The organism is Nonomuraea sp. NPDC005650 (assembly GCF_040605375.1).
GTDB lineage: Bacteria > Actinomycetota > Actinomycetes > Streptosporangiales > Streptosporangiaceae > Nonomuraea.
Map to the genome: position 1 here is coordinate 39,286 of NZ_JBEXCR010000058.1, position 23,791 is coordinate 63,076.

General features: G+C 70.2%; 16 protein-coding genes. 6 read left to right on the top strand and 10 right to left on the bottom strand.

Annotation, left to right across the window (positions count from 1 at the left end):
* Entirely contained in the window at positions 1 to 1,608 is a 1,608-nt protein-coding gene (locus tag ABZS69_RS58160) for an amidohydrolase (protein ID WP_355390663.1), read from the top strand.
* Here ABZS69_RS58160 and ABZS69_RS58165 read toward each other — a convergent pair.
* Positions 1,596 to 2,372, bottom strand: a complete 777-nt coding sequence (locus ABZS69_RS58165) for a phytanoyl-CoA dioxygenase family protein (protein WP_355390666.1) — start codon at positions 2,370 to 2,372, stop codon at positions 1,596 to 1,598. The two genes, ABZS69_RS58160 and ABZS69_RS58165, sit on opposite strands and share 13 nt — an antisense overlap.
* Before the next feature lie 93 nt (positions 2,373 to 2,465).
* Here ABZS69_RS58165 and ABZS69_RS58170 point away from each other — a divergent pair, with 93 nt between their 5' ends.
* Together ABZS69_RS58170 and ABZS69_RS58175 are read left to right on the top strand one after the other, a co-directional pair.
* Complete coding sequence (locus ABZS69_RS58170; RefSeq protein ID WP_355390669.1) at positions 2,466 to 3,326, top strand: AraC family transcriptional regulator; 861 nt, start codon at positions 2,466 to 2,468, stop codon at positions 3,324 to 3,326.
* 42 nt (positions 3,327 to 3,368) lie between these two features.
* Positions 3,369 to 4,631 carry an ABC transporter substrate-binding protein gene (locus tag ABZS69_RS58175; RefSeq protein WP_355390672.1) on the top strand — a complete coding sequence of 421 codons (1,263 nt, stop codon included), beginning with the start codon at positions 3,369 to 3,371 and terminating at the stop codon, positions 4,629 to 4,631.
* Positions 4,632 to 4,638: 7 nt separating this feature from the next.
* Here ABZS69_RS58175 and ABZS69_RS58180 read toward each other — a convergent pair whose 3' ends face one another.
* Positions 4,639 to 4,881 (bottom strand): LuxR C-terminal-related transcriptional regulator, encoded by a 243-nt coding sequence (locus ABZS69_RS58180; protein ID WP_355390675.1) that lies wholly within the window; start codon positions 4,879 to 4,881, stop codon positions 4,639 to 4,641.
* Between the two features lie 122 nt (positions 4,882 to 5,003).
* On the opposite strand from ABZS69_RS58180, the gene ABZS69_RS58185 reads away from it, so the two are divergent.
* Complete coding sequence (locus tag ABZS69_RS58185) at positions 5,004 to 5,129, top strand: hypothetical protein (protein ID WP_355390678.1); 126 nt, start codon at positions 5,004 to 5,006, stop codon at positions 5,127 to 5,129.
* A gap of 332 nt (positions 5,130 to 5,461) precedes the next feature.
* Positions 5,462 to 7,078 carry an AMP-binding protein gene (locus ABZS69_RS58190; RefSeq protein WP_355390681.1) on the top strand — a complete coding sequence of 539 codons (1,617 nt, stop codon included), beginning with the start codon at positions 5,462 to 5,464 and terminating at the stop codon, positions 7,076 to 7,078.
* Between the two features lie 48 nt (positions 7,079 to 7,126).
* On the opposite strand, the gene ABZS69_RS58195 is transcribed toward ABZS69_RS58190, so the two are convergent.
* The 8 genes from ABZS69_RS58195 to ABZS69_RS58230 all read right to left on the bottom strand — a co-directional run bounded on the left by ABZS69_RS58195 (position 7,127) and on the right by ABZS69_RS58230 (position 21,947).
* Positions 7,127 to 8,872 carry a CBM35 domain-containing protein gene (locus tag ABZS69_RS58195; RefSeq protein WP_355390684.1) on the bottom strand — a complete coding sequence of 582 codons (1,746 nt, stop codon included), beginning with the start codon at positions 8,870 to 8,872 and terminating at the stop codon, positions 7,127 to 7,129.
* 27 nt (positions 8,873 to 8,899) lie between these two features.
* Positions 8,900 to 10,612, bottom strand: coding sequence for a CBM35 domain-containing protein (locus ABZS69_RS58200; RefSeq protein WP_355390687.1), 1,713 nt, complete (start codon positions 10,610 to 10,612; stop codon positions 8,900 to 8,902).
* Positions 10,609 to 12,741, bottom strand: a complete 2,133-nt coding sequence (locus ABZS69_RS58205) for a discoidin domain-containing protein (RefSeq protein WP_355390690.1) — start codon at positions 12,739 to 12,741, stop codon at positions 10,609 to 10,611. Before ABZS69_RS58205 ends, ABZS69_RS58200 begins: the two co-directional genes overlap by 4 nt.
* 9 nt (positions 12,742 to 12,750) lie before the next feature.
* Entirely contained in the window at positions 12,751 to 14,691 is a 1,941-nt protein-coding gene (locus ABZS69_RS58210) for a glycosyl hydrolase family 28 protein (RefSeq protein WP_355390693.1), read from the bottom strand.
* The gene (locus ABZS69_RS58215) at positions 14,688 to 16,499 is read right to left on the bottom strand and encodes a glycosyl hydrolase family 28 protein (RefSeq protein ID WP_355390696.1); all 1,812 of its coding nucleotides are present in this window, start codon (positions 16,497 to 16,499) and stop codon (positions 14,688 to 14,690) included. Before ABZS69_RS58215 ends, ABZS69_RS58210 begins: the two co-directional genes overlap by 4 nt.
* Positions 16,496 to 17,677, bottom strand: a complete 1,182-nt coding sequence (locus ABZS69_RS58220; protein ID WP_355390698.1) for a carbohydrate-binding protein — start codon at positions 17,675 to 17,677, stop codon at positions 16,496 to 16,498. The genes ABZS69_RS58215 and ABZS69_RS58220 overlap by 4 nt, the downstream gene beginning before the upstream one ends.
* The gene (locus ABZS69_RS58225; protein WP_355390701.1) at positions 17,674 to 19,431 is read right to left on the bottom strand and encodes a glycosyl hydrolase family 28 protein; all 1,758 of its coding nucleotides are present in this window, start codon (positions 19,429 to 19,431) and stop codon (positions 17,674 to 17,676) included. The genes ABZS69_RS58220 and ABZS69_RS58225 overlap by 4 nt, the downstream gene beginning before the upstream one ends.
* A gap of 101 nt (positions 19,432 to 19,532) precedes the next feature.
* Entirely contained in the window at positions 19,533 to 21,947 is a 2,415-nt protein-coding gene (locus ABZS69_RS58230) for a PQQ-dependent sugar dehydrogenase (protein WP_355390704.1), read from the bottom strand.
* 280 nt (positions 21,948 to 22,227) lie between these two features.
* Here ABZS69_RS58230 and ABZS69_RS58235 point away from each other — a divergent pair, with 280 nt between their 5' ends.
* On the top strand, positions 22,228 to 23,775 hold the full coding sequence (locus tag ABZS69_RS58235; protein ID WP_355390707.1) for a glycoside hydrolase family 88 protein: 1,548 nt from the start codon (positions 22,228 to 22,230) through the stop codon (positions 23,773 to 23,775).
* Positions 23,776 to 23,791: the final 16 nt, after the last annotated feature.

The following is a 23,791-nucleotide window of genomic DNA, read 5'->3' on the forward strand; positions in this document are numbered from 1 at the left end:
TTGTCCACCACCGTCATCACCGGCGGGAACGTCATCACCATGGACCCCTCGAACCCGTACGCGCGGGCCGTGGCCGTACGCGACGGCCGCGTCCTGGCCGTGGGGCGCGAGGAGGAGGTCCTGGCCCAGGCGGGCCCGGGGGCCGAGGTCGTGGAGGCGGGCGGGCGGAGCGTGCTGCCCGGCTTCATCGACCCGCACAACCACCTGCTGTCCACCGCCGAGACGCTGGTGGCGGTGGACGCACGCTACCCGGCCGTGAGCAGCGCCGCCGACCTGGTCGCCGCGGTCGCCGCCGAGGCCGCCAGGACCCCGGCGGGCCAGTGGATCAGGGCGTACGGGATGGACGACGCCAAATACCCGGGCGGGCGGCCGACCCGGAAGCAGCTCGACGAGGCCACCACCGAGCACCCGGTGATCGTCTACCACGTGTCCGGGCACCAGGCGGTGGTCAACTCGGCCGCGCTGTCCTGGCGCGGCATCGGCGACGACGTGGCCGACCCGGCGGGCGGCGCGTTCGTGCGCGACGAGGGCGGGCGGCTGACCGGCATGGTGCTGGACTCGGCGATGGAGCTGATCCTGCCCGTGGCCGTGGACATCGGCTGCCACGGCCCGAACTTCCACGTCGACCTGCCCTTGGAGCAGCTGCGGTCGTGGCTGGAGCTGGCCGGGGAGACGTACCTGCGGGCCGGGGTGACCACCGTGTGCGACCCGCAGGTCTCGCGCCGCGAGCTGCTGGTCTACCGCTCCGCGTGGGAGGCCGGCACGCTGCCGGTGCGCACGGCGGTCATGCCGCTGTCGCACATGCTGGACGAGCTGTCCTCGATCGGCCTGGCGGGCCCGTTCGGCGACGACCGGCTGCGGTTCGGCGCGATGAAGTTCTACTGCGACGGCACGCTGCTGGGCGGCACGGCGATGTTCGACGAGCCGTACGGCGAGGGCTTCACCGGCTCGCTCTACCACCAGCCGGAGCAGCTCGTGGACCTCGTACGGCGGGCCGCGACGGCGGGCTGGCAGATCGGCATCCACACCCAGGGCGACCGGGCCATGGGCTACTCCCTCGAAGCGATCAAGGCCGCGGTGGCGGTCTCGGGCGACGACGCCCGGCCCAGGATCGAGCACTGCGGCCACCCGACGCCCGCCCAGGTCAGGGAGTTCGCCGCGCTCGGGGTGATCCCGGTCAACCAGCCCAACTTCCTCTACGACAGCGGCACCGACTTGGTGCGCCGGCTCGGCGAGCGGCGGGGGCACCGGCTCCAGCCGATCCGCGAGGAGCTGGACGCGGGGCTGCGCCCGGTGCTGTCCAGCGACTCGTTCGTCTCCTCGTTGCGGCCCATGGAGACGATCTCGAACGCGGTGCGCCGCCGCACCAGGGAGGGCGGCCCGATCGGGGCGGAGCAGGCGATCACCCTGGAGGAGGCGCTACGCGCGCACACGATCGACGCGGCCTACGCCCTGCGCATGGAGGACCGGATCGGCTCGCTCACGCCCGGCAAGCTCGCCGACGTGGTGGTCCTGGACGGCGACGTCCGGAGCCTGCCCGCCGGCGAGCTGTCCGGCGTGGACGCGTGGCTGACCATGCTCGACGGGGACGTCGCCTACCGCGCGTGATGCCCCGCTCCGGCGAACGGCATGTGCTCGCCCTCCACGTACGCGGGGAACGGCTGGTAGACGTTCACGCCCGGGTCCCCGCGGAACAGCAGGGCCGACACGAACGGCTGCTCCTCGCTGGTGATCCGGGTCGAGGTCGGGATGTAGCGGATGGTCAGGCCGCAGCGCCGGCGCGGTGAGGTGTTGGCGCTGGAGGCGTGCAGGATGTTGGGGTGGTGGACCTCCACGTCGCCGGGCGCGAGGACCAGGTCCACGGCCTGCGACTCGTCCACCGTCACCGCGCTCTCCGAGCCGAGCACGTTGTCGATGTCGTCGCGCTGCCGCAGCTCGTGCAGGTCCTGCCGGTGCGAGCCGGGGATCACGCGCAGGCAGCCGTTCTCCGTCGTGGCCTCGTCCACGGCCAGCCAGAGCGTGACGACGCGCATCGGCTCCAGCGGCCAGTACGCGCCGTCCTGGTGCCACAGGACCGGTTTGCCGGAGAACGGCGGCTTGCTGATGTAGTGCGAGGCGAACAGCGCGACGTCGGGGCCGACGAAGAGCTCTGCGAGGTCCAGCAGCCGGTCGTCCCCGACCAGCCGCACCCAGAACGGGTCGCGGGCGACCAGCTCGGTGCCCAGGTCCTCGCCGTTCAGGTCGGGGTGCCTGGCCTGGAGCCAGGCGACGTGGTCGCCCGCCTCGGCGATCAGGTCGCGGTCGAGGACGTCGCGGAAGATCGTGTAGCCGTCGCGGTCGTAGTCCTGAAGGGTCCGGTCGACTCTCACCATGCGCTCCTTGTGGGGTGGGCGTCACTCGGATTCTTCGGTCTTCGCGGGGCGGGTTACTAGTAATCGCCGCTCCACAAGTATTAATTTCCTGACATGCCGACCGTCCTGCGCTGGGCCGAGTTCGCAGCCGGCCTGCCGTACCACGCGGCCCTGGTCCCGGTGAAGGGCGGCCGCAGGGACCGGCCGGAGCCGCACTCCCACGCCGACTTCCACGAGCTGGTCCTCGTGACCGCCGGGGCGGGCGCGCAGCGCGTGGGCGAGGCGGAGCTGCCGCTGCGCGCGGGCGACCTGGTGCTGGTACGGCCGCACGACCGGCACGAGTTCGCCTCGGACGGCGGCATGCGCTTCGTCAACATCGCCTTCCCGAGCGAGCGCTGGCGGGCCTTCGCCGACCTGGCCGGGCTGGCGGGACCGGCGGACTGGGACCGCCGCGAGCTCCCGCTGTCGGCCCGCGCCGACCTGGACGGGCCGGCGGCGGCCGGGTTCGCCCGCGTGCTGGCCGCCTATTCCGGCGTGCCCCGCGTGCTCGACCTGGTCGGGCTGCTGACGGCGGTCGTCCCGCTGCTGGAGGCCGCCGACGGGACGGCCGTGGACGCGCGGCCCGGCTGGCTGGTGTCGGCCTGCCTCGCGATGCGGCGCGAGGAGAACCTGCGCGAGGGCCTGCCCAGGCTGCAGGCCCTGGCCGCGGTCAGCCCGGGGCACCTGGCCCGCTCGATGCGCCGGCATTACGGGTGCACGCCGATCGGGTTCGTGGCCGGGCGCCGGCTGGAGCACGCCGCGCTGCTGCTGACCACGACGACGGAGGGCATCGGCCGGATCGCCCAGCGCTGCGGCTTCTCCGGCCAGTCGTATTTCGGCCGGCTCTTCCAGGAGAGGTACGGCATGGCCCCGCGATGTTACCGGGAGGTTACGCGGCGAGCCGTCGTCCCTATGGACAGCCAAGATATCAAGTGATTAGATGACTTAATCCCCCCAAGATCGAAGAGGAGGCCGGGCATGATCCGGTCACTTGGTGTCGCCACAGTCATCTGCCTCGCACTCGCCGCCTGCTCCTCCGGCGGATCCGCACCCCAGCAGGCCGCCGGCAAGACGGAGCTGAAGCTCTACAACGACAAGGGCGCCTGGAGCAAATACTTCGAAGAGATGAGCGGCCTGTCCAAGCAGCAGATCGGCCTGTCCATGAAGCCGGTCGGCTACACCGACGAGCCGACGTACCAGGCGTTCATCAAGGCGTCCTTCCGCACGGACGTCAAGCCCGACCTGTTCACGTGGACGACGGGCGGGCGGCTGGCGGAGATCGTCGCGCAGAAGCAGGTGTCGGACACCACCGCCATCTGGCAGGAGGCGATCAAGAACGGCGACCTGTCGGCGGACCTGGCCAAGTACTACACGGTGAACGGCAAGCAGTACTGCGTGCCGCTGAACGCCGCGTACTGGGGCATGTTCTACAACAAGAGCGTCTTCGACAAGTACCGGCTGAAGCCGCCGGCGACGTGGGACGAGCTGGTCAAGGTCGCCGACACCCTGAAGAAGAACGGCGTGACCGCCTTCTACCACACGTCGGTGCTGTTCTCCTTCGTCTGGTTCGAGCAGCTCCTGGCCGGCACCGACCCCGACCTCTACGACCGGCTCTCGGCGGGCCAGGCGAAGTACACCGACCCGGGCGTGGTCGACGTGATGAAGCGGTGGAAGTCGATGATCGACGCCGGGTACTTCAACAACCCCGGCGACAAGACCGACCCGGGCGACGTGCTCAAGACCGGCAAGGCCGCGATGGTGTCGTTCGGCACGTGGTTCAACACGAGCATGACGCAGCGCGACATGAAGGCGGGCACCGACTACGGCTTCTTCGTCATCCCGAACGTCAACCCCGCGCTGCCCAAGACGTCGATGATCTTCGAGAGCGGCCCGCTCTGCTCGCTGACCAAGGCGCCCGATCCCGGCGCGAGCACGAAGTACCTCAAGTGGTGGGTGGGCGCGCCGGCCCAGGAGAAGTGGGCCACGGCCAGGGGCGACGTCTCGGCCAACCCCAAGGTCGCCATCGCCGACCAGGCCATCGCCGAGGTCAGCAAGGCGGCGGGCAGCGGTGAGTACCGCCTGGTGAACCGCTACTTCGAGGCCACCCCGCCCCCGGTGCTCACCGCCGCGCTGGACGGCTTCGGCGCCTTCGTCGTCAAGCCGGACGGCTACCAGAAGGTCCTGACCGACATCCAGGCGGCCGCCGACGAGTACTGGAGCACCCACCCGCAGGGAAGCTGACCCCGGGTCAGGGCAGGAAGCCGCGGTGGCGGGCGGCGACGACCGTCTCCATGCGGGTGTGCGTCCCCAGCTTGCGCATCGCGTTGCGCAGGTAGCTCTTGACCGTCTCCGGCCGGATCCCGAGCCTGACCCCGGTCTCCGCGTTGCCGCAGCCCATCGCGACCAGGGCGAGGACGTCGAGCTCGCGCGGCGACAGCGGGCTCGACCGCTCCGGGGGCCGGCCGTCCGAGCGGGCCAGGCGGTCGCACACGTCCTGCAGGCGGGCCCGGAGCCCGGCGTCGGCGACGTCCTGGGTGATGGCCCTGAGCTGGGCGTGCGCCTGGCGGACCGCCTCCCACTCGGCGGCGGTCGCCGATCGGCAGGGGCTCGCGGATGCCGCCGTACAGGACCCCGGACACGCCGCCGTCCACCGTGACCGGCACGGCCGCGATGGCCCGCAGCCCCTCGGCGATCACGGGCTTGTCGTACTCGTGGCTGATGCGCGGGTCGGCGGCGTAGTCGTCGACGCTGCCGGGGCGCGCGGTGGTGATCACCCGGCCGCCGAGCCCGTTGCCCGCGCTGACGACCAGGCCGCCGAACACGACCGGCAACCCGGCGACCGTCCATTCAGCAGCGGAGATATCGCTGCCTTGATATGCGCTTCTAGCGCCCGCAGGGGCGTCGGTCAGGGCTTGGCCGTCGCCTACTCCGCTACCTCAGCGGGGAAAGCGAGAAGCCGCTCTCGTCAGGGAGCGGAGGAGTCACGACACCAGCATGACGAGGTCCCCCGCTGAAAGCCACCCCCTAAACCGGGGGTGGCGGCTGGCCCAGAAATGGGGAATTCTCCGTTCATGGCTGATGCATTGCTCTCGTACGCCTCGGGCGTGTCCGAGGTCCCCCTGCTGGGCGAGACGATCGGGGAGAACTTCGAGCGCGCCGTGGCGCGGTTCGGCGAGCGCGAGGCGCTGGTGGACGTGGCCTCCGGGCGCCGCTGGACCTACGCGGAGCTCGACGCCGCCGTGAACGAGGTGGCGCTCGGCCTGCTGGCCCGCGGCATCGCCAAGGGCGACCGGGTCGGCATCTGGTCGCCCAACTGCGCCGAGTGGGTGCTCGTCCAGTACGCCACCGCCAAGATCGGCGCGATCCTGGTCAACGTCAACCCCGCGTACCGGGCCCACGAGCTGGCCTACGTCGTGAAGCAGTCGGGCCTGCGGCTGCTCGTCAGCGCGGTCACGCACAAGACCAGCGACTACCGGGCGATGATCGGCGAGATCGGGTTCGCGGACGCGGTGTTCATCGGCGGGCCCGGCTGGGACGAGCTGGTCGAAGGCGGCAGGCGCGCCGACCCGGCCCTGCTGGCGGAGCGGGCGGCGCGGCTGACGTTCGACGACCCGATCAACATCCAGTACACGTCGGGCACCACCGGCTTCCCCAAGGGCGCCACGCTGTCCCACCACAACATCCTCAACAACGGCTACTTCGTCGGTGAGCTGGTCGGCTACACGGAGGCTGACCGGGTGTGCCTGCCGGTGCCGCTGTACCACTGCTTCGGGATGGTCATGGGCAACCTCGGCGCGACCTCCCACGGCTCGTGCGTCGTGCTGCCCTCGCCGGGGTTCGACCCGGAGGCGACGCTGCGCGCGGTGCAGGCGGAGGGGTGCACGTCCCTGTACGGGGTGCCGACGATGTTCATCGCCGAGCTGGCCCTGCTGTCCGGGTCCGGAAATTTCGATCTTTCGACACTCAGAACGGGCATCATGGCCGGCTCCCCGTGCCCCGTCGAGGTCATGAAACGCGTCGTCAGCGAGATGAACATGACCGAGGTCGCCATCTGCTACGGCATGACCGAGACCTCCCCCGTCTCCACGATGACCCGGCGGGACGACGGCCTGGCCCGCCGCACCGAGACCGTCGGCCGCGTCATGTCGCACATCGAGGTCAAGGTCGTCGACCCGGAGACCCGGCTGGCGCTCCCCCGCGGCGTGCCGGGCGAGCTGTGCACCCGCGGCTACTCGGTCATGCTCGGCTACTGGGCCCAGCCCGACGCCACGGCCGAGGCCATCGACGCCGCCCGCTGGATGCGCACCGGCGACCTGGCCACCATGGACGCCGACGGCTACCTCAACATCGTCGGCCGCATCAAGGACATGGTCATCCGCGGCGGCGAGAACATCTACCCGCGCGAGATCGAGGAGTTCCTCTACGGCCACCCGGACGTCAGCGACGTGCAGGTGATCGGCGTGCCCGACGAGAAGTACGGGGAGGAGCTGATGGCCTGGATCGTCATGCGGCCGGGCGCCGAGCCGCTGACGGCCGAGCGCGTCAGGGAGTTCTGCGCGGACCGCCTGGCCCACTACAAGATCCCCCGGTACGTGCACGTGGTGGACGCGTTCCCCATGACGGTCACCGGCAAGATCCGCAAGGTGGAGATGCGCGAGCGGGCCGCCAGCATCCTCGGCCGTTCATGAGATCCATGGTGCGGCGCCGCACTTGCGCGGCGCCGCACCGGGTGCGTGTCAGTTCTGGTCGAGGAAGCGCTGGGCCAGCGTGCGGCCCAGGGTGACCGCCTGGGTGTGGTTCTCGATGGTCCCGACCTTGGTGCCGGAGCCGGTGAAGACGATGTACGTGACGCCGGTGTCCGTGCCGCCGTTGCTCGGGTCGGGGTTGATGCCGAGGTCGGCGGCCGTCCGGTAGGACGCCTCTCCGATGATCCCGCTCGGCCCCGTGTCACCCATCACGGCGTACTCCACCTGCCCGTTGTAGACGATCGCCACCACGGTGCCGCAGCCGATGCCCTTCGTCCGGTAGTCCCAGATGGAGCTGGTGCTCGGCACCACCATGTACGCGAGTTGCGCCGCGTTGAGCGGCGAGTCCCCGCTGGTGTGGCAGAACGTGTCGGCCTGGAAGCAGCAGTCGGTGTTCTCGTTGCACTGCGTCGTGCGCACCCCGTCGCAGTCGATGTCCATGTCTCCCTTCCAGAACACGGCCCCGGTCTTCTCGCACACCGCGACCGTCGCCGAGCTCACGTCGGAGTCCGTCTTGTACTTGCCGTTGGAGATCTGGCTGCACGCGGTCACCTTCGCGAGCAACTGGTCGGCCGTCGGCCCGGTGCCACCGGAGCCGGTCGTGCCGGTGGCCGCGGCGCTGCGCCCGGACTCGTTGCCCGCCGCGTCGATCGCGGTGACCGTGTACGTGTGCGTGGACCCGGCGGTGAGCCCGCCGATCGTGGCGCCGGCCGTCGGCGTGGTCGTGACCACGGTCGTCCCCTCGTAGACGCGGTAGCCGGTGACGGCCACGTTGTCGGAGGAGTCCGTCCAGGCCAGCGTGATGCTGGCGGCCGAGGTGCCGGTGACGCGGACGTCCGCGGGCGCGGTCGGCGCCTGCCCGTCGGGCCCGCCGGAGCCGCTGACCGAGAGCCGGTCCACGTTGGGGCCGCCGTTGGCGGTGGTGCCGGTCGCACGGACGGTGTTGACGCCGGCGTTCAGCGAGACCGTCAGTGCGGCGTCCGCCCAGGTGTCCCAGTTTCCGGTGCCGGGGAAGTCGCGGGTCTGGACGGTGGTGCCGTTCACCGCGACGGCCATCGGCCGGTTGACGGTCGTGCCGTTGGCGTACCTCAGCGTGAGGGTGTGCGTGCCGGCCTCGGCCACGTTGACGGACCACTCGATGTAGCCGCCCACGGCGTTGACGTAGTCGACGAAGCCGGAGCCGGTGTAGCCGGTGTGGTTGGTCGCCACCGAGGCCTCCGACAGCGTGGCGGCCTCCGCCTGGTACTCGGTCGCGGGCGCGTCGGCCATGGTGGCCTCGAGGTAGTCGAGGTTGGGGTTGCCGCCCGAGGCCGTCGAGATGATCCGGATCTTGTTGTCGCCCGCGGCGAGCGTGGCGGTCAGGGTGGAGGTGGCCCACGTGGTCCAGGCCCCGGTGGGGCCGAACGTGCGCCCGGCCGAGACGACCGTGCCGTTGACAGAGACGTCGGTGGTGCGGGTCGTGGTGGTGCCGTTGGCGTAGCGGATGGCGAGCGTGGCGGTGCCGGCCGCGGGCGCGTTCACCGTCCACTCGGTGTACGGGCCCACGGCGTTGTCGCTGTTGACGAAGCCGGTGCCGGAGAACCCGGCGTGGTTGGACTCGACGACGCCCTGGACGTTGGTGGCGTTCTCGGCCTCGTACCGCACCGTCGCGGCGCGGGCGGGTAAGGCGACCAGGCCGGTGAGGGCCAGGCAGGAGACGGCCAGGACGACGAGACGGCGTAAGCGTGGGGGGTGCACAGGCGTTCCTTCCGATCAGCGGACGTCTCAGGAGACGTCGAGGTAGTCGACGTTGGGTCCGCCGTTGGCGGTGGTGCCCGTCAGGCGGACGGTGTTGGCCCCGGCGTTCAGCGACACCGTGAAGGTGGAGTCCACCCAGGTGTCCCAGTCACCCGTGCCGGGGAAGTCGCGGGTCTGGGCGACTGCGCCGTTGACCGCGACGGCCATCGGCCGGTTCACCGAGGTGCCGTTGGCGTAGCGGATGGTGAGGGTGCGCGAGCCGGCCTCGGCGGCGTTCACGGTGAACTCCACGTACGAGCCGGTCACGTTGTCGGCGTTGACGAACCCGGTGCCTGAGTAGCCGGCGTGGTTCGACTCGGCGGCGCCCTGCGAGATCGTCGCGTTCTCGGCCTCGTACCGGGTCGCGGCGGCGGCCGGTCTGGCGCGGATGAGGCGGGTCTCGCCGGGGCGCAGGGTGGCGCTGTAGGAGGAGGCGACGGTGCCCTCGGAGGCGCCCGACCACAGGTTCGTGACGGCGGCCGGGCCGGTGAAGCCGGCCTGCGACCAGGTGACGCTCACCGTGGAGTTGCCCGACGTGCCGGTGTTGTAGAGCGCGACGACGTAGTCGCCGTTGGCCTCGCGCTTGCGCCACACCTGCTTGACGCCGCTGTTGACGACGCGGTCGGCGGCCACGCCGTCCTGGTCGACCGCGAGGAGCCGGTCGTTCTTCAGCATCGCCAGGTCGACCGAGGTGAGCGCGGTCAGGTCGGTGCCGAGCAGGAGCGGGCTGGCGACCATCGCCCAGTGCGTCATGTGCGAGCGGCGCTGGTCGGCGGTGAGCCCGACCTGGTCGCCGTTGCCGATCTGCAGCGAGTCGTAGTCGTTCCAGCCGCCCGGGCCGGCGTACTGCTGCCAGGAGGCGGCCGAGGTGAACCGGCTGACGACGTGCGACCAGTCGGTGAGCGGGTAGCCGCTGCCGTTCGGGCCTGGGCCGCAGTAGCACTCGACGTCGCCCTGGGTGCGCCAGCTGTTGGCCAGCCGCTTCCAGGTGGTGGCCTGGGCGATCGGCAGGTTGTTGGAGAGCGCGAAGTTGATCGGCCGGCCCGTCTGGCGCAGCGCCTTGTCCCACGCCTCGACGTCCGCGACCGTGGAGGCGTCCGCGCCGTCGATCTTGAGGTAGTCCACGCCCCACGAGGCCATCTGGTCGGCCCACGAGTTGATGAACGCCTGCGCGCCCGGGTGGGAGTACTTGAGCCGGTACATGTTCTTGCAGTTGTAGTTCTTGTGGGTCTGCGAGGTGTCCGCGATGTCCTGCGCGTGGTACGACGTGCCCTCGATCGGCTTGTTGGCCGTGACGGCGTTCTTCGCGATGCCCGGGGTGACGTAGAAGCCGAACTTCAGCCCCTTGGCGTGCACGTAGTCGGCCAGCGCCTTGATCCCGGACGGGAACTTGGCGGTGTCGACCGCCCAGCGGCCGTAGTCGTCGACGACGAAGCCGTTGGAGTCGCACTTCTGGTAGAAGTCGTCGAGGTTGATGTAGACGAACCCCTTGTCGGCCAGGCCGCTGCTGACCAGGGCGTCCGCCTGGGCCTTCATCTTGGTCTCGTCGGGCCAGCGGCGGACGAAGCTCCAGCTGCTCCAGCCCATCGCGGGCCTGATCGACAGCCCGTTGTCCGAGGCGGCGGCCGGGGCCGCGGGCCCGGCCAGGGGCATGGTCAGGCACGTGGCGGCCAGCGCCAGCGCCGCTAATAGCGCTTTCATGAGGCGCCTCCCGTCGTGACGTCGATGCAGTCGAGGTTCGGGTTGCCGCCGTCGGTCGTCGCGGTCACCCGCAGCGTGTTGGCCCCGGCGTTGAGCGGGACGGTGAAGGTGTCGCTCGCCCAGGTGGTCCAGGCGCCGGTGCCGGGGTAGTCGCGGGTCTGCGCGGCGCCGCCGTTCACGGTGACGGCCGCCGGGCGGGCGGTCGTGGTGCCGTTGGCGTAGCGCAGGGCGATCGTGGCGGTTCCGGCCGCGGGCGCGTTGATCGTCCATTCGGTGTAGGACCCGGTGACGTTGTCGCCGTTGACGAAGCCGGTGCCGGAGTAGCCGGCGTGGTTGGACTCGACCGCGCCCTGGGAGACCGTCGCGTTCTCGGCCTCGTAGCGGGTGCCGGTGGAGCCGCCGCCGCCCGCGTACTGGCCGCCGACCCACGCCTCGTCCACCCGCCAGCGGGCGACGCCGTGGTGCCCGGTCTTGGAGAGCCGGACGTAGCGGGCGGTGACCCCGCTCAGGTCGATGAACTGCACGCCGCGCGCGTTCGGCACGGTCCCGGTCTTGACCGCGCTCCCCCAGGTCGAGCCGTCGTTGCTGACGTGCACCTGGTAAGTGGAGATCCGCGCCGACCCGGACGACGGGTAGACGGTGGAGTCCTCCCGCTGGTTGAACGCCAGGTACTGGATCGGCTTGGCGGAGCCCAGGTCGAAGGTGAGCCGCGCGGGCTCGGCGGCGTCGCTGTCCCAGTAGGTCAGGTAGTTCCCGTCGCCGGCCGCCGCCGCGCCGTGGCCGCTGGTGGACGAGCTCGCCGACAGCGTGACGCCGGTGTAGACGCCCTGGCGGCCACTGGTGAGGACCTTGAATACGGTGTCGTACTGGTCCCAGGCGGAGATCCCGCTGAGCGTCAGCGTGCCGCCCGACTGCGTGAACGCCACCGGGGCGCCCGTGCGCAGGTTCGTCACCGAGCCGACCCGGTAGCCGTTGTCGCGCAGCGACAGCGTGCTGCCGGACGGCGGCGTGATCACGTGGATGTAGTGCCGGTCGGGGTCGTTCTTGGCGACGGTGGTCACGCCGTGCGCGCCGTTGTTCCAGAAGCCCGGCTTGAGCCCGCCGAACATGTAGCCGCCGCCTTCGGTGCCGCCGAGCGACTCCCAGATCTCCTCCAGGTACGTGTTCGCGAAGTTGTTGAAGCTGACCTGCTGGGCGGGGAACTTGCCGTTGACCATAGCGGTCTCGGCCATCAGCGCCTTGACCGACGATCCCGCGTTCGTGATGAGCCGGCCGAGCGTGAGCTTGCGGTCCACGGCCTGGTCGGAGCCGCCGTACCACCAGGGGCCGCCGGTGGGCAGCTTGAAGTCGGCCTCGATCAGCCGGGGCAGCGCCGTGTAGACCGCCTGCGGGTAGTCGTACGACGGCGTCATGCCGGTCTTCTGCTCGTTGCTGATCATGTCCATGATCGGCGTGTCTTCGTTGTTGTTCGAGATCGTCATGTCGGGGCGCTGCTGGTAGATCTTGGCGTAGAGGTCGTTGCGCTCCCAGTAGGCGTTGTCGTTGTCGATCCAGAACCCGGCGAGCTTGGGATAGCGCTGCATCTGCTCGAAGAACTGCAGGTAGCTGAACTCGCCGAACCCGTCGCGGGTGGTCAGGTCCACGTCGTGGCCGACGTAGCCGGAGAAGGCCGAGGAGTTGAGCCACGACCCCGACGACAGCCCCTCGTTGTGCCACTGCGGGTCGTCGGTCATGTAGTTGATGACCTTCACGCCCTGCGCGTCGGCGGCGTCGATCAGCTCGCCGAGGAAGTCCCGCGTGGTGCGGCAGGAGCCCGGGATCGCCGACGGGTACGGCCGGGCGTAGCCGAGCCGGCTGTGGAAGGTGGCCAGCACGATGTACTGGGCGTGCAGCTTCTTGGCCTCGTTCACCCAGTAGGAGGCGCTCCAGCCGCCGTTGGTGACGTCGGCCTCCCACGCGCTGCAGCTGGTGTGCTGCGGCGAGGTCCGCTCGCCCCAGTGCAGGAAGAGGCCGGAGATCGAGTTGCGCAGGAACGCCTGGCGCGGGTGTTGCAGGTCGGCCCGCGCCGGGAGGGCGGTGAGCAGGCCGAGCAGGAGCGCGAAGACGGCGAGCGTCGCCGTGCGTCTCATGGTGCTCTCCTAGGATCCGGGGTTGAACGCCGGGTCGCTGCTGATGGCGACGCGGTCGAGGCGGGCGCCGTCCTCGCGGTAGGCGAAGGTGATCGTGCGCGCTCCGGCCGCCAGGTCGTACGTGACGGGCAGCTTGGCCCAGTGCCAGGAGGTGCCGATCGGGACGCTGTTCCAGTTCGTCCACGAGCCGGTGCCCGAGCGCACCCAGAACGAGTCGTCGCCGTCGTTGGCGGCGATCACGCGGGCCCAGACGGCGAACGTGCCGTCGTGCTCGACCGTGAACGGGATCGTCGTCCAGCCGGTGGAGGGCGCGCTGGACTTGCTGTTGTTGCCGGCGGCGACGGTCACGTACGAGCCGCCGGACGCGGCGGTGTCGGCGGTCACCTGCATGGGAGCGGTGACCGTGCCCGCCTCCGCCTCGGCGTACAGGCTCTCCGGGGTGCCGGGGACCGGCGTGGAGTTGGTGGCGCGCACGCGCAGCGCGTCGCCGGAGGTGTTGGCGCTGTCGCGCACGGCGTAGCCGGTGACGCCGCTGAATCCGACGTCGTAGGCGCTGCCGCTGCCGCGCTGCGCGATGACGCCGTTCACCTGCACGTCGGAGGCGTCGTCGGCGATCACGTAGGGCCGGTTGTCGTTGTCGTCGAACCGGGTCTCGCCGTTGAGCGTGATGCCGGCGGCGTGCCTGATCCAGTAGCCGTACGAGGGGCGCGCGCCGTAGTCGCGCGGCGGGTACGTGGTGAGGAACTCGCCGGGCACCCTGCTCGCCTCCGAGGCGGGGTGGCCGCCGGGGACGGTGAGGTCGACGTTCTGGAACGTGATGCCGGGGCCGAGGTCCACGGACGGCGTGCCGGTCAGCGTGCTGGTGTAGTCGGAGGCGCCCACGGTGCCGGTGACGACGGGCGCGGTCAGGTCGGTCCCAGTCACGTTGGAGATCGTGATGTTGCGGATCCGTCCGGCGGGGGGCGAGCCTGGGCAGCGCTTCCGCTCACCGATCTTGAAGAAGAACGGCGACGTGGTCTTGGTGAGCGTCACGTTGTCGTAGTGGACGTCCTCGATGATCGCGCCGTCCATGGACACGATGCCGATGCCGGCCTTGCCCGCGCCCAGCACGGTGATGTTCTCGAACCGGAAATCGCGGAAGCTCCCGCAGGTCTCCGAGCCGAACTGGAGCGCGTTGTTCTCGTGCGAGTAGACAGTGGTGTCGCGCACGCGGACGTTCTGGCTGGTGTAGGTGTGGCCGAGCGCGTAGTCGCTCTTGAACACCAAGGCGTCGTCGCTGGCCTCGATGCGGCTGTTGGTGACGGTGACGTTCCAGCTGTTGATCAGGTTGATGCCGTCGCGCACGCCGCTGCTGGTGTGGATCGTCTTGAGATTGTCGATCGTGATGTCGTGGCAGCCGTTGATCAGGGCGGCGAAGTGACCGCCGCGCCGGAACGTGACGCCCTCGATGCTGATGTTCGAGCACTCGGTGAGCGTCAGCGCCTTGTCGGCCTGGCCTGAGGACGGGTTGCCGGTGATGAGGTTGCCGTCGCCGTCGATCGTGCCGGTGCCGGTGATGTGGAAGTCGGTGATGCCGCTGCCCCACATGAGCGAGTTGTGGAAGTGGCTGTGGCCGTAGTCCTGGTAGTCGTCGTTGGGGTTGGACTCGGCGGCGTCCATGCCGCTGCTCGCGGCCAGGATCGTCGAGCCGGAGTCGAGCCTGAGCGTGACGTTCGACTTCAGGTGGATGGTGCGGGCCCGGTAGCGGCCGGAGGGGAAGACGACCGTGCCGCCGGGGGCCGCGCCGGCCGCGTTGATGGCTCGGTCGATGGCGTCGTCGTCGTTGGTCGAGCCGTTGCCGGTGGCGCCGTAGTCGCGCACGTTGAACTCGGCGAGGGCCTGCGCCGGGAGGGGCGCGGCTCCGAGCAGGGCGAGGGCGCATACCAGCAGGGCTCTGGCGAGCGGTTTCATGGCTGGAGCTCCACATAGTCGAGGTTGGGCAGGCCGCCGGCGGTGGTGGCGGTGAGCCGGACGGCGTTGGTCCCGGAGGCGAGGGGCACAGTGACGGCGGTGGACACCCAGGTGGTCCACGCGCCGGTGCCGGAGGCGTTCACGGCGGATCCGGCGGCGGTGCCGTTGACGGTGACCGCGAACGGCCGGTTGGTGCTCGTGCCGTTGGCGTACCTGATCGTGAGCGCCCGGCCGCCGGCCGCCGCCGCGCTCACCGCGAACTCCACGTACGCGCCGGCCACGTTGTCGGAGTTGACGAACCCCGTGCCCGAGTAGCCGGCGTGGTTCGACTCGGCGGCGCCCTGGGAGATCACGGCGTCCTCGGCCTCGTACCGCGTCCCGGCCGGCGGCTGGGTGTTGGAGATGTCCTTGCCGTTGACGCTCACCCGGGACAGCACGAGGTTGTCGACGTTCGAGGCGGTCGGCGTGGCCGTCGTGATCCCGGTGAACGTGCTGTTGGAGATCGTGACGTTCTTGATGTGGTCGGTCGAGCGGCCGTCCAGGTCGTACGCCTTGGCCGCGCCGTCGATCGTGAGGCCGTCGGCGGTGAAGTTCTGCACGACCGGCGGCAGGGAGCCCGAGGTCTCGTAGTTGAGCGTGACGTAGAGGGCGCTGCGCTCCAGGTCGTGGCCGGTGATGCGGCGCAGGTGCACGCCGTCCACGAAGCCGCCGCGGTTGAAGCTGGTCTTGACGTAGAGGGCGTACTTGACCGGGTAGCGGCCGGGGAAGCCGGGCGCGTTGCACTCGCAGTCCTCGGCGAACACGTCGCGGACCCCGCCGGACATCTCGCTGCCGATGGTCACCCCGCCCCACCGGCCGCTGAACTTGCAGTTCTGGATCACGATGCTCTGCGAGGGGCGGTTCACCCGGCGGCCGTCGCGGTCGCGGCCCGACTTGACGGGCACGCAGTCGTCGTTGGTGTCGAACCTGCAGCCGGTGATCAGCACGTCGGTGCACGAGTCGGGGTCGCAGCCGTCACCCTGGGAGTTGGTGGAGTAGAAGGTGACGTTCCGGACGGTGACGTTGGTGCAGTAGACCGGGTGCAGGGTCCACATCGCCGGGTTGCGCAGGTTGACGCCCTCGACCAGCACCGCCGTGCAGTTGTAGAGGCCGATCATGTTGGGCCGCAGCTTGTGGCCACTGCCGAACTGGCGCTGCGCCACCGGGGTGTCGTCCGCGCCCCAGGACCTGAGCTGGTCGCGGTCCGCGCCGCCGCTCCCCCACGACGACCAGTCGCCCGCGGGCGCGTTGCCGTCTATCGTGCCCGTGCCCGTGATGGCGACGTTGGTCTGGCCGTTGGCGTAGATGAAGGGCGAGTAGTTGTAGCACTCGATGCCCTCCCAGCGGGTCAGCACCGTCGGCAGGTAGGAGCCGGGGTCCGTGCGGAACCGGATGGTGCCGTTCACCTGGAGGTTGACGTTCGAGAGCAGGTGGATCTTGCCGGTGCGGAACGTTCCCGCCGGCACCACGACGCGGCCGCCGCCCGCCGCGTTGCACGCGGCTATGGCATCGCGGAACGCGGCCGTGCAGTCGGTGGAGTTGTCCGGCTTGGCACCGTAATCGGTGATCGGGAACGTGCGGTCGGGGAAGGTCGGCGGCACGATCCTGGCCAGGATCTCGGGCACCCGGTCCCACGGCGAGGCAGCGGCGGTAACCCCGGTGACCGGGCCGGCCGGCCCGCCGGCGGCGCGGGCCGTGCCGGTGCTCACCAGGAGGGCGCCGCCCGCCACGCCGCCGGCTTTGAGCAGGTCACGCCGGGAGATCGTCATTGGACCACCTCTAAGTAGTCGAGGTTCGGGCAGCCACCCGCGGTGGCGGCGGTGAGGCGGACGGTGTTGGCCCCGGCGGCGAGGTCGGCGACCACGCTGCGGGAGGCCCAGGTGGTCCAGGCGCCGGTGCCGGGGAAGGACACGCCGGAGGCCACGACGCGGCCGTTGACGGCCACGTCCACGGGGCGGTCGGCGCTCGTGCCGTTGGCGTAGCGGACGGTCAGCGTGGCGGAACCGGCCGCGGCGGCGTCGTGCCGCCACTCCACGTACGCGCCCGCCACGTTGTCGGAGTTGACGAACCCGGTGCCGGAGAACCCCGCGTGGTTCGACTCGACGGCGCCCTGCGAGATCGTCACGTTCTCCGCCTCCAGCCGGGTGGCGGTGGCCTGCACCTGCTTGTAGGCGCGCAGGTTGCGGAGCAGCAGGTAGCAGTTCTGCAGGGAGCCGGAGGTATCGCCGAGCGAGCGGTAGATACCCCACTTGGGGCGCACCCGGTCGCCGAGGAAGGTGTCGCCGGTCTTGGTGGCGTCCACGAGGGTGGCGCCGCCGCTGCGCAGCACCCAGCGCACCGAGCCCGAGCTGCCGTCGCCGATCTTGATCTCGTACTCGGCGTCGATCCACTTGTCGTGCAGCGGCTCGAGCTCGGTGCGCCCCACCAGGGTGTCGGACTCGAAGATCTTGTGTTCGATGGTCTGGACGCCGTTCACGCGGCGCAGCGACGTGACGGTGATCGGGCTGGTGCCGGTGCCCGGCATCTTGGTCTGGCTGATGTGGGTGAAGGTCGTCGTGGCCTTCAGCGAGCTCGGGATGTACATCGAGTACGTGACGCGCCAGGTCTCCCCGGTCAGCCAGCGCAGGTAGCCGTCCGGGTTCCGGTTGCCGGTGACCTCCTGGCGCTGCCGGTCCGTCGACGTGTCGCGGTCGACGGTGTGCATGTTGAAGCGGAAGGCGTCGCCCTCGACGTAGATGTGGGGCTGCCCGGCCGGATGCGAGTCGGCGCGGTCGTCCTCGAGCGTCTCGAACGCGCGCAGCCCGACGGCGGCCGGGTCGGGCGCCCACATGAGCTTCCAGGCCGGGGCGACGGCCGAGGTGCCGGCCCAGGCGGGCCTGGCGGACACCGCGGGGGCCAGGAACGCGGCCCCGACCAGGGCGCCGAGCTGACGGCGGGTGACACTCACTGGACCTCCAGGTAGTCGAGGTTGGGGCCGCCGTTGGCGGTGGTCGCGGTCGCTCTGACGGTGTTGGCGCCGGCGACCAGCTGGGCGGAGATCGTCGTGGACTGCCAGGTGGTCCAGGCGCCCGTGCCGTTGAAGGGTTTGGCCGCGGCGACGACCGCGCCGTTGACCGCGATGTCCATCGCCCGGTTGGCCGTGGTGCCGTTGGCGTAGCGGAGGGTGAGCGTCGCCGTCCCAGCCGCGGCGGCGTTCACCGCGAACTCCACGTACGAGCCGGCCGCGTTGTCGTAGTTCACGAACCCGGTTCCGGAGAACCCGGTGTGGTTGGACTCGACGGCGCCCTGCGAGATCGTCGCGTTCTCGGCCTCGTACCGGTTGCCCGGCGGCGAGCCCCCGTACAGGACGCCGTTGACGCGGACGTCGCGCAGCACGACGTTGTCGGCGTTGGAGAGCTGGGGGGCCGGCGTGTCGATCCGCGTGAAGGTGCTGTTGGCGATCGTCACGTTCCGGATGTGGCTGGCGGCGGAGCCCGACAGCTTGATCGCGAACGGCGAGTCGTCGATGTTCAGCCCGTCCACGGTGATGTTCTGGATGACCGGGTTGACGATCGGGCCGTTGCCGGGGCCGGTCAGGCTGTAGTTCATGTCGATGTAGAAGCCGCCCCGGTCGCACGGGCCGCCCGTCAGGTTGCGGACGTGCACGCCGTCCACCGTCCCGCCGCGCCGGTTGTTGGTCTTCAGGTAGAGGGCGTAGAAGGAGTGGTAGCCGGCGCCGGCCAGGATGCGGTTGTTCTCGGCGAAGACGTTGCGGACGCCGCCGGACATCTCGCTGCCGACCGTGATCGCGCCCCAGCGGCCGTAGTAGGTGTTGTCGCGGATGACGATGTCGGTGGACGGCACGCCCACGCGGCGGCCGTCGGTGTCGCGGCCCGACTTGATGACGGTGCCGTCGTCGCCGGTGTCGAACGTGCAGCCCTCGATGAGCACGTCCGACGAGGATTCGGGGTCGACGCCGTCCACCATCGCGCCCCGGCTGTAGATCTTGACCCGCCTGACCGTGACGTTCCTGGACAGGACGGGGTGGATGGTCCACATCGCGGGGTTCCTGATGTCCAGGTCCTCGACGAGCACGTTCCGGCAGCCGTAGAACTGGATCAGGTTCGGCTTGAGGTAGTGGCCGTCGCCGAACTGGCGCTGCTCGACCGGCACGCCGTCCACGGCCTGCTGCTGCAGCCGGTCCCAGTCGGGGCCGCGCTGGTCGTCGAAGCCGAACCAGGGCCCGGCCGCCGCGTTCCCGTCGATCGTGCCGGTGCCGGTCAGGGCTATGTCGGTCTGGTTCCTGGCGTAGATGAAGGGCGAGTAGTTGAAGCACTCGATCCCCTGCCAGCGGGTGAAGACCGTCGGCAGGTACGAGCCCGCGTCCGATCTGAACCGGATCGTGCCGCCCGCCTCGACGTGCAGCCGCACGCCGGACAGCAGGTGGATCTTGCCGGTGCGGAACTTGCCGGTGCCGGGCACGAGGACCGTGCCGCCGCCCGCCGCGTTGCAGGCTGCGATGGCGGAGCGGAAGGCGGCCGTGCAGTCGGTGGAGTTGTCCGGCTTGGCGCCGTAGTCGGTGATCGGGAACGTGCGGTCGGGGAAGGTCGGCGGCGCGATCCTGGCCAGGATCGCGGGCACCTGGTCCCAGGGGGAGTCGAGCGTCTGGGCCGTGGCGGGCGCCGGCGGCAGCACGGCACCCGCCTGCACGGGGACGAGCATTGCTCCTTTGAGCACGGCCCTTCTGGAGGGATGCATCGAAGGCTCCGGGGGGTGGATCCGGCGACCGCGCGATGGCGCGGCCGCCGGCGACGAGGGGGTGGCTACTGGATGTTGGAGCGGCGGATGGTGTCGGCCGAGCCGTCGCCGTTGTTGTCGGAGTTGGTGGAGCCGAACCAGATGGCGTTGGCTCCGGGCACCTTCTCGACCGCGCGGAGCCGGCCGTACGTGCCGTTGAAGTACGAGTTGACCGTCGAGACGTTCTCGCCGTTCAGCACGATGCGCCACAGCCGCTCGCCGCGCAGCGCCGCCATGAAGACCGTGTTGTTGACGATGGCGATGCCGCTCGGCGAGGCCTCGGAGACGCTCCAGGTGTACTTCGGGTTCGTCATGCCGGAGGTGCTGCAGGTGCCCTCGCAGGTGGGCCAGCCGTAGTTCTTGCCCGGCTGGATGAGGTTGAGCTCGTCACGCGAGGAGTTGCCCAGCTCCGACTCCCACAGCCGGCCGGCCGAGTCCCAGGCCAGGCCCTGCGGGTTGCGGTGGCCGTAGCTGTAGACGCGGGTGCCGAACGGGTTGCCGGGCGCGGCGGCGCCGGTCTTGGTGATGCGCAGGATCTTGCCGTTGAGCGAGTCGAGGTCGGGCGCGTTGCTCGACGACTGCGCGTCGCCGGTGGTGACGTACAGGTAGCCGTCGGGGCCGAACCTGATGCGCCCGCCGTTGTGGTACCGGTTCTTGTCGATGCCCTGAAGGATGGTGGCGTACCCGCTGAGCGCGGTGCCGTTGAAGTTCATCTTCACGACCCGGTTGCCCTCGGAGGCGGTGTGCATGAAGAACACCTCCTGGTCGCTCGTGCCGTTCCAGGTGGGCGAGAAGTCCAGGCCCATCAGGCCGCCCTCGCCGTCGGTGGTCTGCACGTTGGGCACGGTGCCGACCTGCGTCTTGGTGCCCGACGGGGTGATCTTGAAGACCTTGAACGTGTCGCGCTCGGTCACCAGCGCGTACGTGCCGTCGGGCGCCCAGGAGATGTCCCACGGCACGTCCCAGCCGCCGGCGATGCTGGTCGGCGTCTGCGGCACGGTGCCGCAGCTCCCCGTGGTGAACGACGCGGACGGCGCGCTCGGCGTGGAGAGCTGGTTGGCCGTGTCCCGCGCCACCACGTGCACCTGGTACGTGTGCGCGCACTCGAGCGGCACACTGGCCGTCGTGGCCGGCGGGGTGCCGGTCACCGTGGCGAGCACGGCATTGGTGGCGTTGTCGCGCACCAGGTAGGCCCGCACGCCGTTGTCGTCGGTGGAGGCGCTCCAGGTCACGGTCGCCGACGCGGCCTGCACGCCGCTGACGGTGGGCTGCCCCGGCTGCGACGGCGGGTCGTCGGCGGGCGCGGGCTGCGTCTGGCAGGTCACTTCCGGGCTGCTCAGCGACACGTTGCCGGAGGCGTCACGGGCGAACACCGACAGCTGGTAGGTGAAGTTCGGGTTGAGCCCGGTCAGCCGGTACGGCGACGCGGGGGCGGTCGCGATCTGCTGGCCCAGGAAGTAGATGTCGTAGGCCGCCACGCCGATGTTGTCGGTGGACGGCGGCCAGGTCAGGGTCAGGGCGTTGTGCGTGATGTCGGAGCACGACGGCTGGCCCGGCGAGGTCGGCTTCTCGGTGTCGCCGGGGCCGGTGACCCGCAGCCGGTCGAGGTTCGGGCCGCCGTTGGCGGTGGTGGCCGTGGCCTTGACCGTGTTGGCGCCCGCGTTCAGCGGCGCGTCGACGGTGATCTCCTGCCAGGTCGTCCAGGCGCCGGTGCCGGGGAACGACCGGGCGGTGGCGACCGCGGTGCCGTTGACGGTGATGGTCATCGGCCGGTCGGTGGTGGTGCCGTTGGCGAAGCGGAAGGTCAGGCTCTGGGTGCCGGCGGCCGCCGCGCTGACGGCGAACTCGACGGAGGAGCCGGTGACGTTGTCGTAGTTGACGAAGCCCGAGCCGGTGAATCCGGCGTGGTTCGACTCGACGACGCCCTGCGAGATCGTCGCGGACTCCGCCTGGTAGTCGGTGAAGTTCGACGACTGGACCTCGGCGTCGAGGTAGTCCCAGTTCGGGTTGCCGCCCGAGCCGTTGGCGGTGGCCCTGATCGTGTTCGTGCCCGCGGTGACCTGGGCGGTCAGCGTGATCGTGGTCCAGGTGGTCCAGGCGCCGGTGGCGGGGAAGGACCGGGCGGCGGCGACGGTCGTGCCGTTGACCGCGATGTCGCTGGGCCGGTCGGCGCCGGTGCCGTTGGCGTAGCGGAAGGCCAGCGTGGCCGTGCCCGCGGTCGGCGCGTTGATCGTCCATTCGGTGTAGGAGCCGGCGACGTTGTCTCCGTTGACGAAGCCGGTGCCGGAGTAGCCGGCGTGGTTGGACTCGACGGCTCCTTGGGAGATCGTCGCGTTCTCGGCTTCGTACCTGGTGGGCGCAGCGTCCGCCGGGAGGGCTGTGGTCATTCCCAGAGCGAGTAAGCAGGCGATGACGCAGGCCCGGGACTTGCTGAAGTTCATCGGGCGCTCCTGGCTGAGAGTGATGCCTGGTGTAAGGAAGGGGAGCTTTCCAAACGTTTGCCATAAACCGCTATGTCCGTCAATAGTTGGAACGGTCCATTGCTTAGGAAAGTTTCCTAACTTTCTTGCATCGATACATCGGATGACATCGATTGGTAGACAGGGCGGCGCGCCGGGATGTATGCCTGAGGTGCGCAAGGAGATCGGAGCCATGCGGCGACGATCGTGCAGGACCGCACCGGCGGCACGACATCACAGCTCGTCAGACCCGGAGTGATACATGGGACGTCTTCGCGCAATCACCGCTGCGACACTCGGCGGACTGCTATTTCTGCAACCGGTTGCCGTCCGTCCGGCCACGGCGGCTGCCTTCTACGAGGCCGAGGACGGGACGATCTCGCAGGGCGTCGTGGAGTCGAACCACGCCGGGTTCACCGGCACCGGTTTCGTCAACTACGACAACCTCGCCGGCTCCTCCGTCGAGTTCGCCGTCAGCGCCTCCGCCGCCGGCCCCCAGAGCCTGACCTTCCGCTACGCCAACGGCACGGGCGCCGACCGGCCCATGACCGTCACCGCCGGCGGCACGAGCACGACCCTGTCCTTCCCCGGCACCGGCGCCTGGACCTCCTGGCGGACCGTGACCGTACGGGTCACGCTGGCCGCGGGCGCGAACGCGGTCAAGGCCACCGCCACCACCGCCAACGGCGGCCCGAACCTCGACTCGCTGAGCGTGGACACCTCGACGGGCACCGACTGGTCGAGGGCGATGGTCGACTCGACGATGGCCCGCTTCTCCCCCGGCACGCTCGGCGGCTGGAGCTACCCGCAGGGTCTCTACCTGTGGGGCCAGTACCTCGTCTACCAGCGCACGGGCGAGCCCCGCTACCTGCAGTACATCAAGGACTGGGCCGACCGGTTCGTGGACTCCTCCGGCGGCATCTCCCAGACCTTCGGCAATCTCGACAGCATGCAGGCGGGCAACGTCCTGCTCGCCCTCTACCGGGAGACCGGGCAGGCCCGCTACCGCACGGCCGCGGCCAAGATCAGGACCCGGCTGAACACGTACCCGCGCACCTCCGACGGCGGCTGGTGGCACTCCACCTCCACCTCCCGCGAGGGCCAGCTCTGGGGCGACGGCGTCTACATGGCCGACCCGTTCCTCGCCCGGTACGGCGCCTGGGTGGCGGGTGACTCCTTCACCGGCGCCGAGCCGGCCAAGCAGCTCGAGATCTACTGGAGCCACCTGCGCCGCACGTCGGGCCAGGCCGCCGGGCTGCTCTACCACGCCTACGACGAGCCGGGCGGCCCGACCGCGTCCTGGGTCAAACCCGCACTGGGCAACACGAACGGGATCTCCTGGTGCCGGGCGATGGGCTGGTTCGGGATGGCCGTGACCGACATCCTCGAACTGATCCCGGCCGACCATCCACGCCGGGCGGCGCTGATCGACATCCTGCGCGAGCTCGTGCCCGCGTACGCCCGCTGGCAGGACCCGGCCACGGGCCGCTGGTGGCAGGTGGTCACCGAGCCGTCGAACCCGTCGAACTGGACGGAGACGTCGTGCTCGGCGATGTACACGTACACGATCTCGCGGGCCGTCGAGCGCGGGTACGTGGACGCCTCCTACCGCGCGAACGCGGACCGCGGCTACCAGGGAGTGCTGGCCCAGGTGTCGCTCGGCTCCGACGGGCGGACGAGCCTCGTCGGCGTCAGCGAGGGCACCAACGCCGGCGACTCGCTCAGTTACTACTTCGGGCGCGCCCGGCCGGTCAACGACTTCCACGGTCTGGGGGCGTTCCTCATCATGAACGAGCAGCTGAGTCGCTGAAGTGTGTATTTTGGTC

Bases quoted from the DNA above. Each gene is read 5' to 3' on its own strand.
- ABZS69_RS58205 (WP_355390690.1), bottom strand. From the start codon at position 12,741: ATGAGACGCACGGCGACGCTCGCCGTCTTCGCGCTCCTGCTCGGCCTG.
- ABZS69_RS58210 (WP_355390693.1), bottom strand. From the start codon at position 14,691: ATGAAACCGCTCGCCAGAGCCCTGCTGGTATGCGCCCTCGCCCTGCTC.
- ABZS69_RS58225 (WP_355390701.1), bottom strand. From the start codon at position 19,431: ATGCTCGTCCCCGTGCAGGCGGGTGCCGTGCTGCCGCCGGCGCCCGCC.
- ABZS69_RS58185 (WP_355390678.1), top strand. From the start codon at position 5,004: ATGCCGCCGTACAGGACCCCGGACACGCCGCCGTCCACCGTGACCGGC.
- ABZS69_RS58175 (WP_355390672.1), top strand. From the start codon at position 3,369: ATGATCCGGTCACTTGGTGTCGCCACAGTCATCTGCCTCGCACTCGCC.
- ABZS69_RS58215 (WP_355390696.1), bottom strand. From the start codon at position 16,499: ATGACGATCTCCCGGCGTGACCTGCTCAAAGCCGGCGGCGTGGCGGGC.
- ABZS69_RS58170 (WP_355390669.1), top strand. From the start codon at position 2,466: ATGCCGACCGTCCTGCGCTGGGCCGAGTTCGCAGCCGGCCTGCCGTAC.
- ABZS69_RS58235 (WP_355390707.1), top strand. From the start codon at position 22,228: ATGGGACGTCTTCGCGCAATCACCGCTGCGACACTCGGCGGACTGCTA.
- ABZS69_RS58200 (WP_355390687.1), bottom strand. From the start codon at position 10,612: ATGAAAGCGCTATTAGCGGCGCTGGCGCTGGCCGCCACGTGCCTGACC.
- ABZS69_RS58165 (WP_355390666.1), bottom strand. From the start codon at position 2,372: ATGGTGAGAGTCGACCGGACCCTTCAGGACTACGACCGCGACGGCTAC.
- ABZS69_RS58190 (WP_355390681.1), top strand. From the start codon at position 5,462: ATGGCTGATGCATTGCTCTCGTACGCCTCGGGCGTGTCCGAGGTCCCC.
- ABZS69_RS58230 (WP_355390704.1), bottom strand. From the start codon at position 21,947: ATGAACTTCAGCAAGTCCCGGGCCTGCGTCATCGCCTGCTTACTCGCT.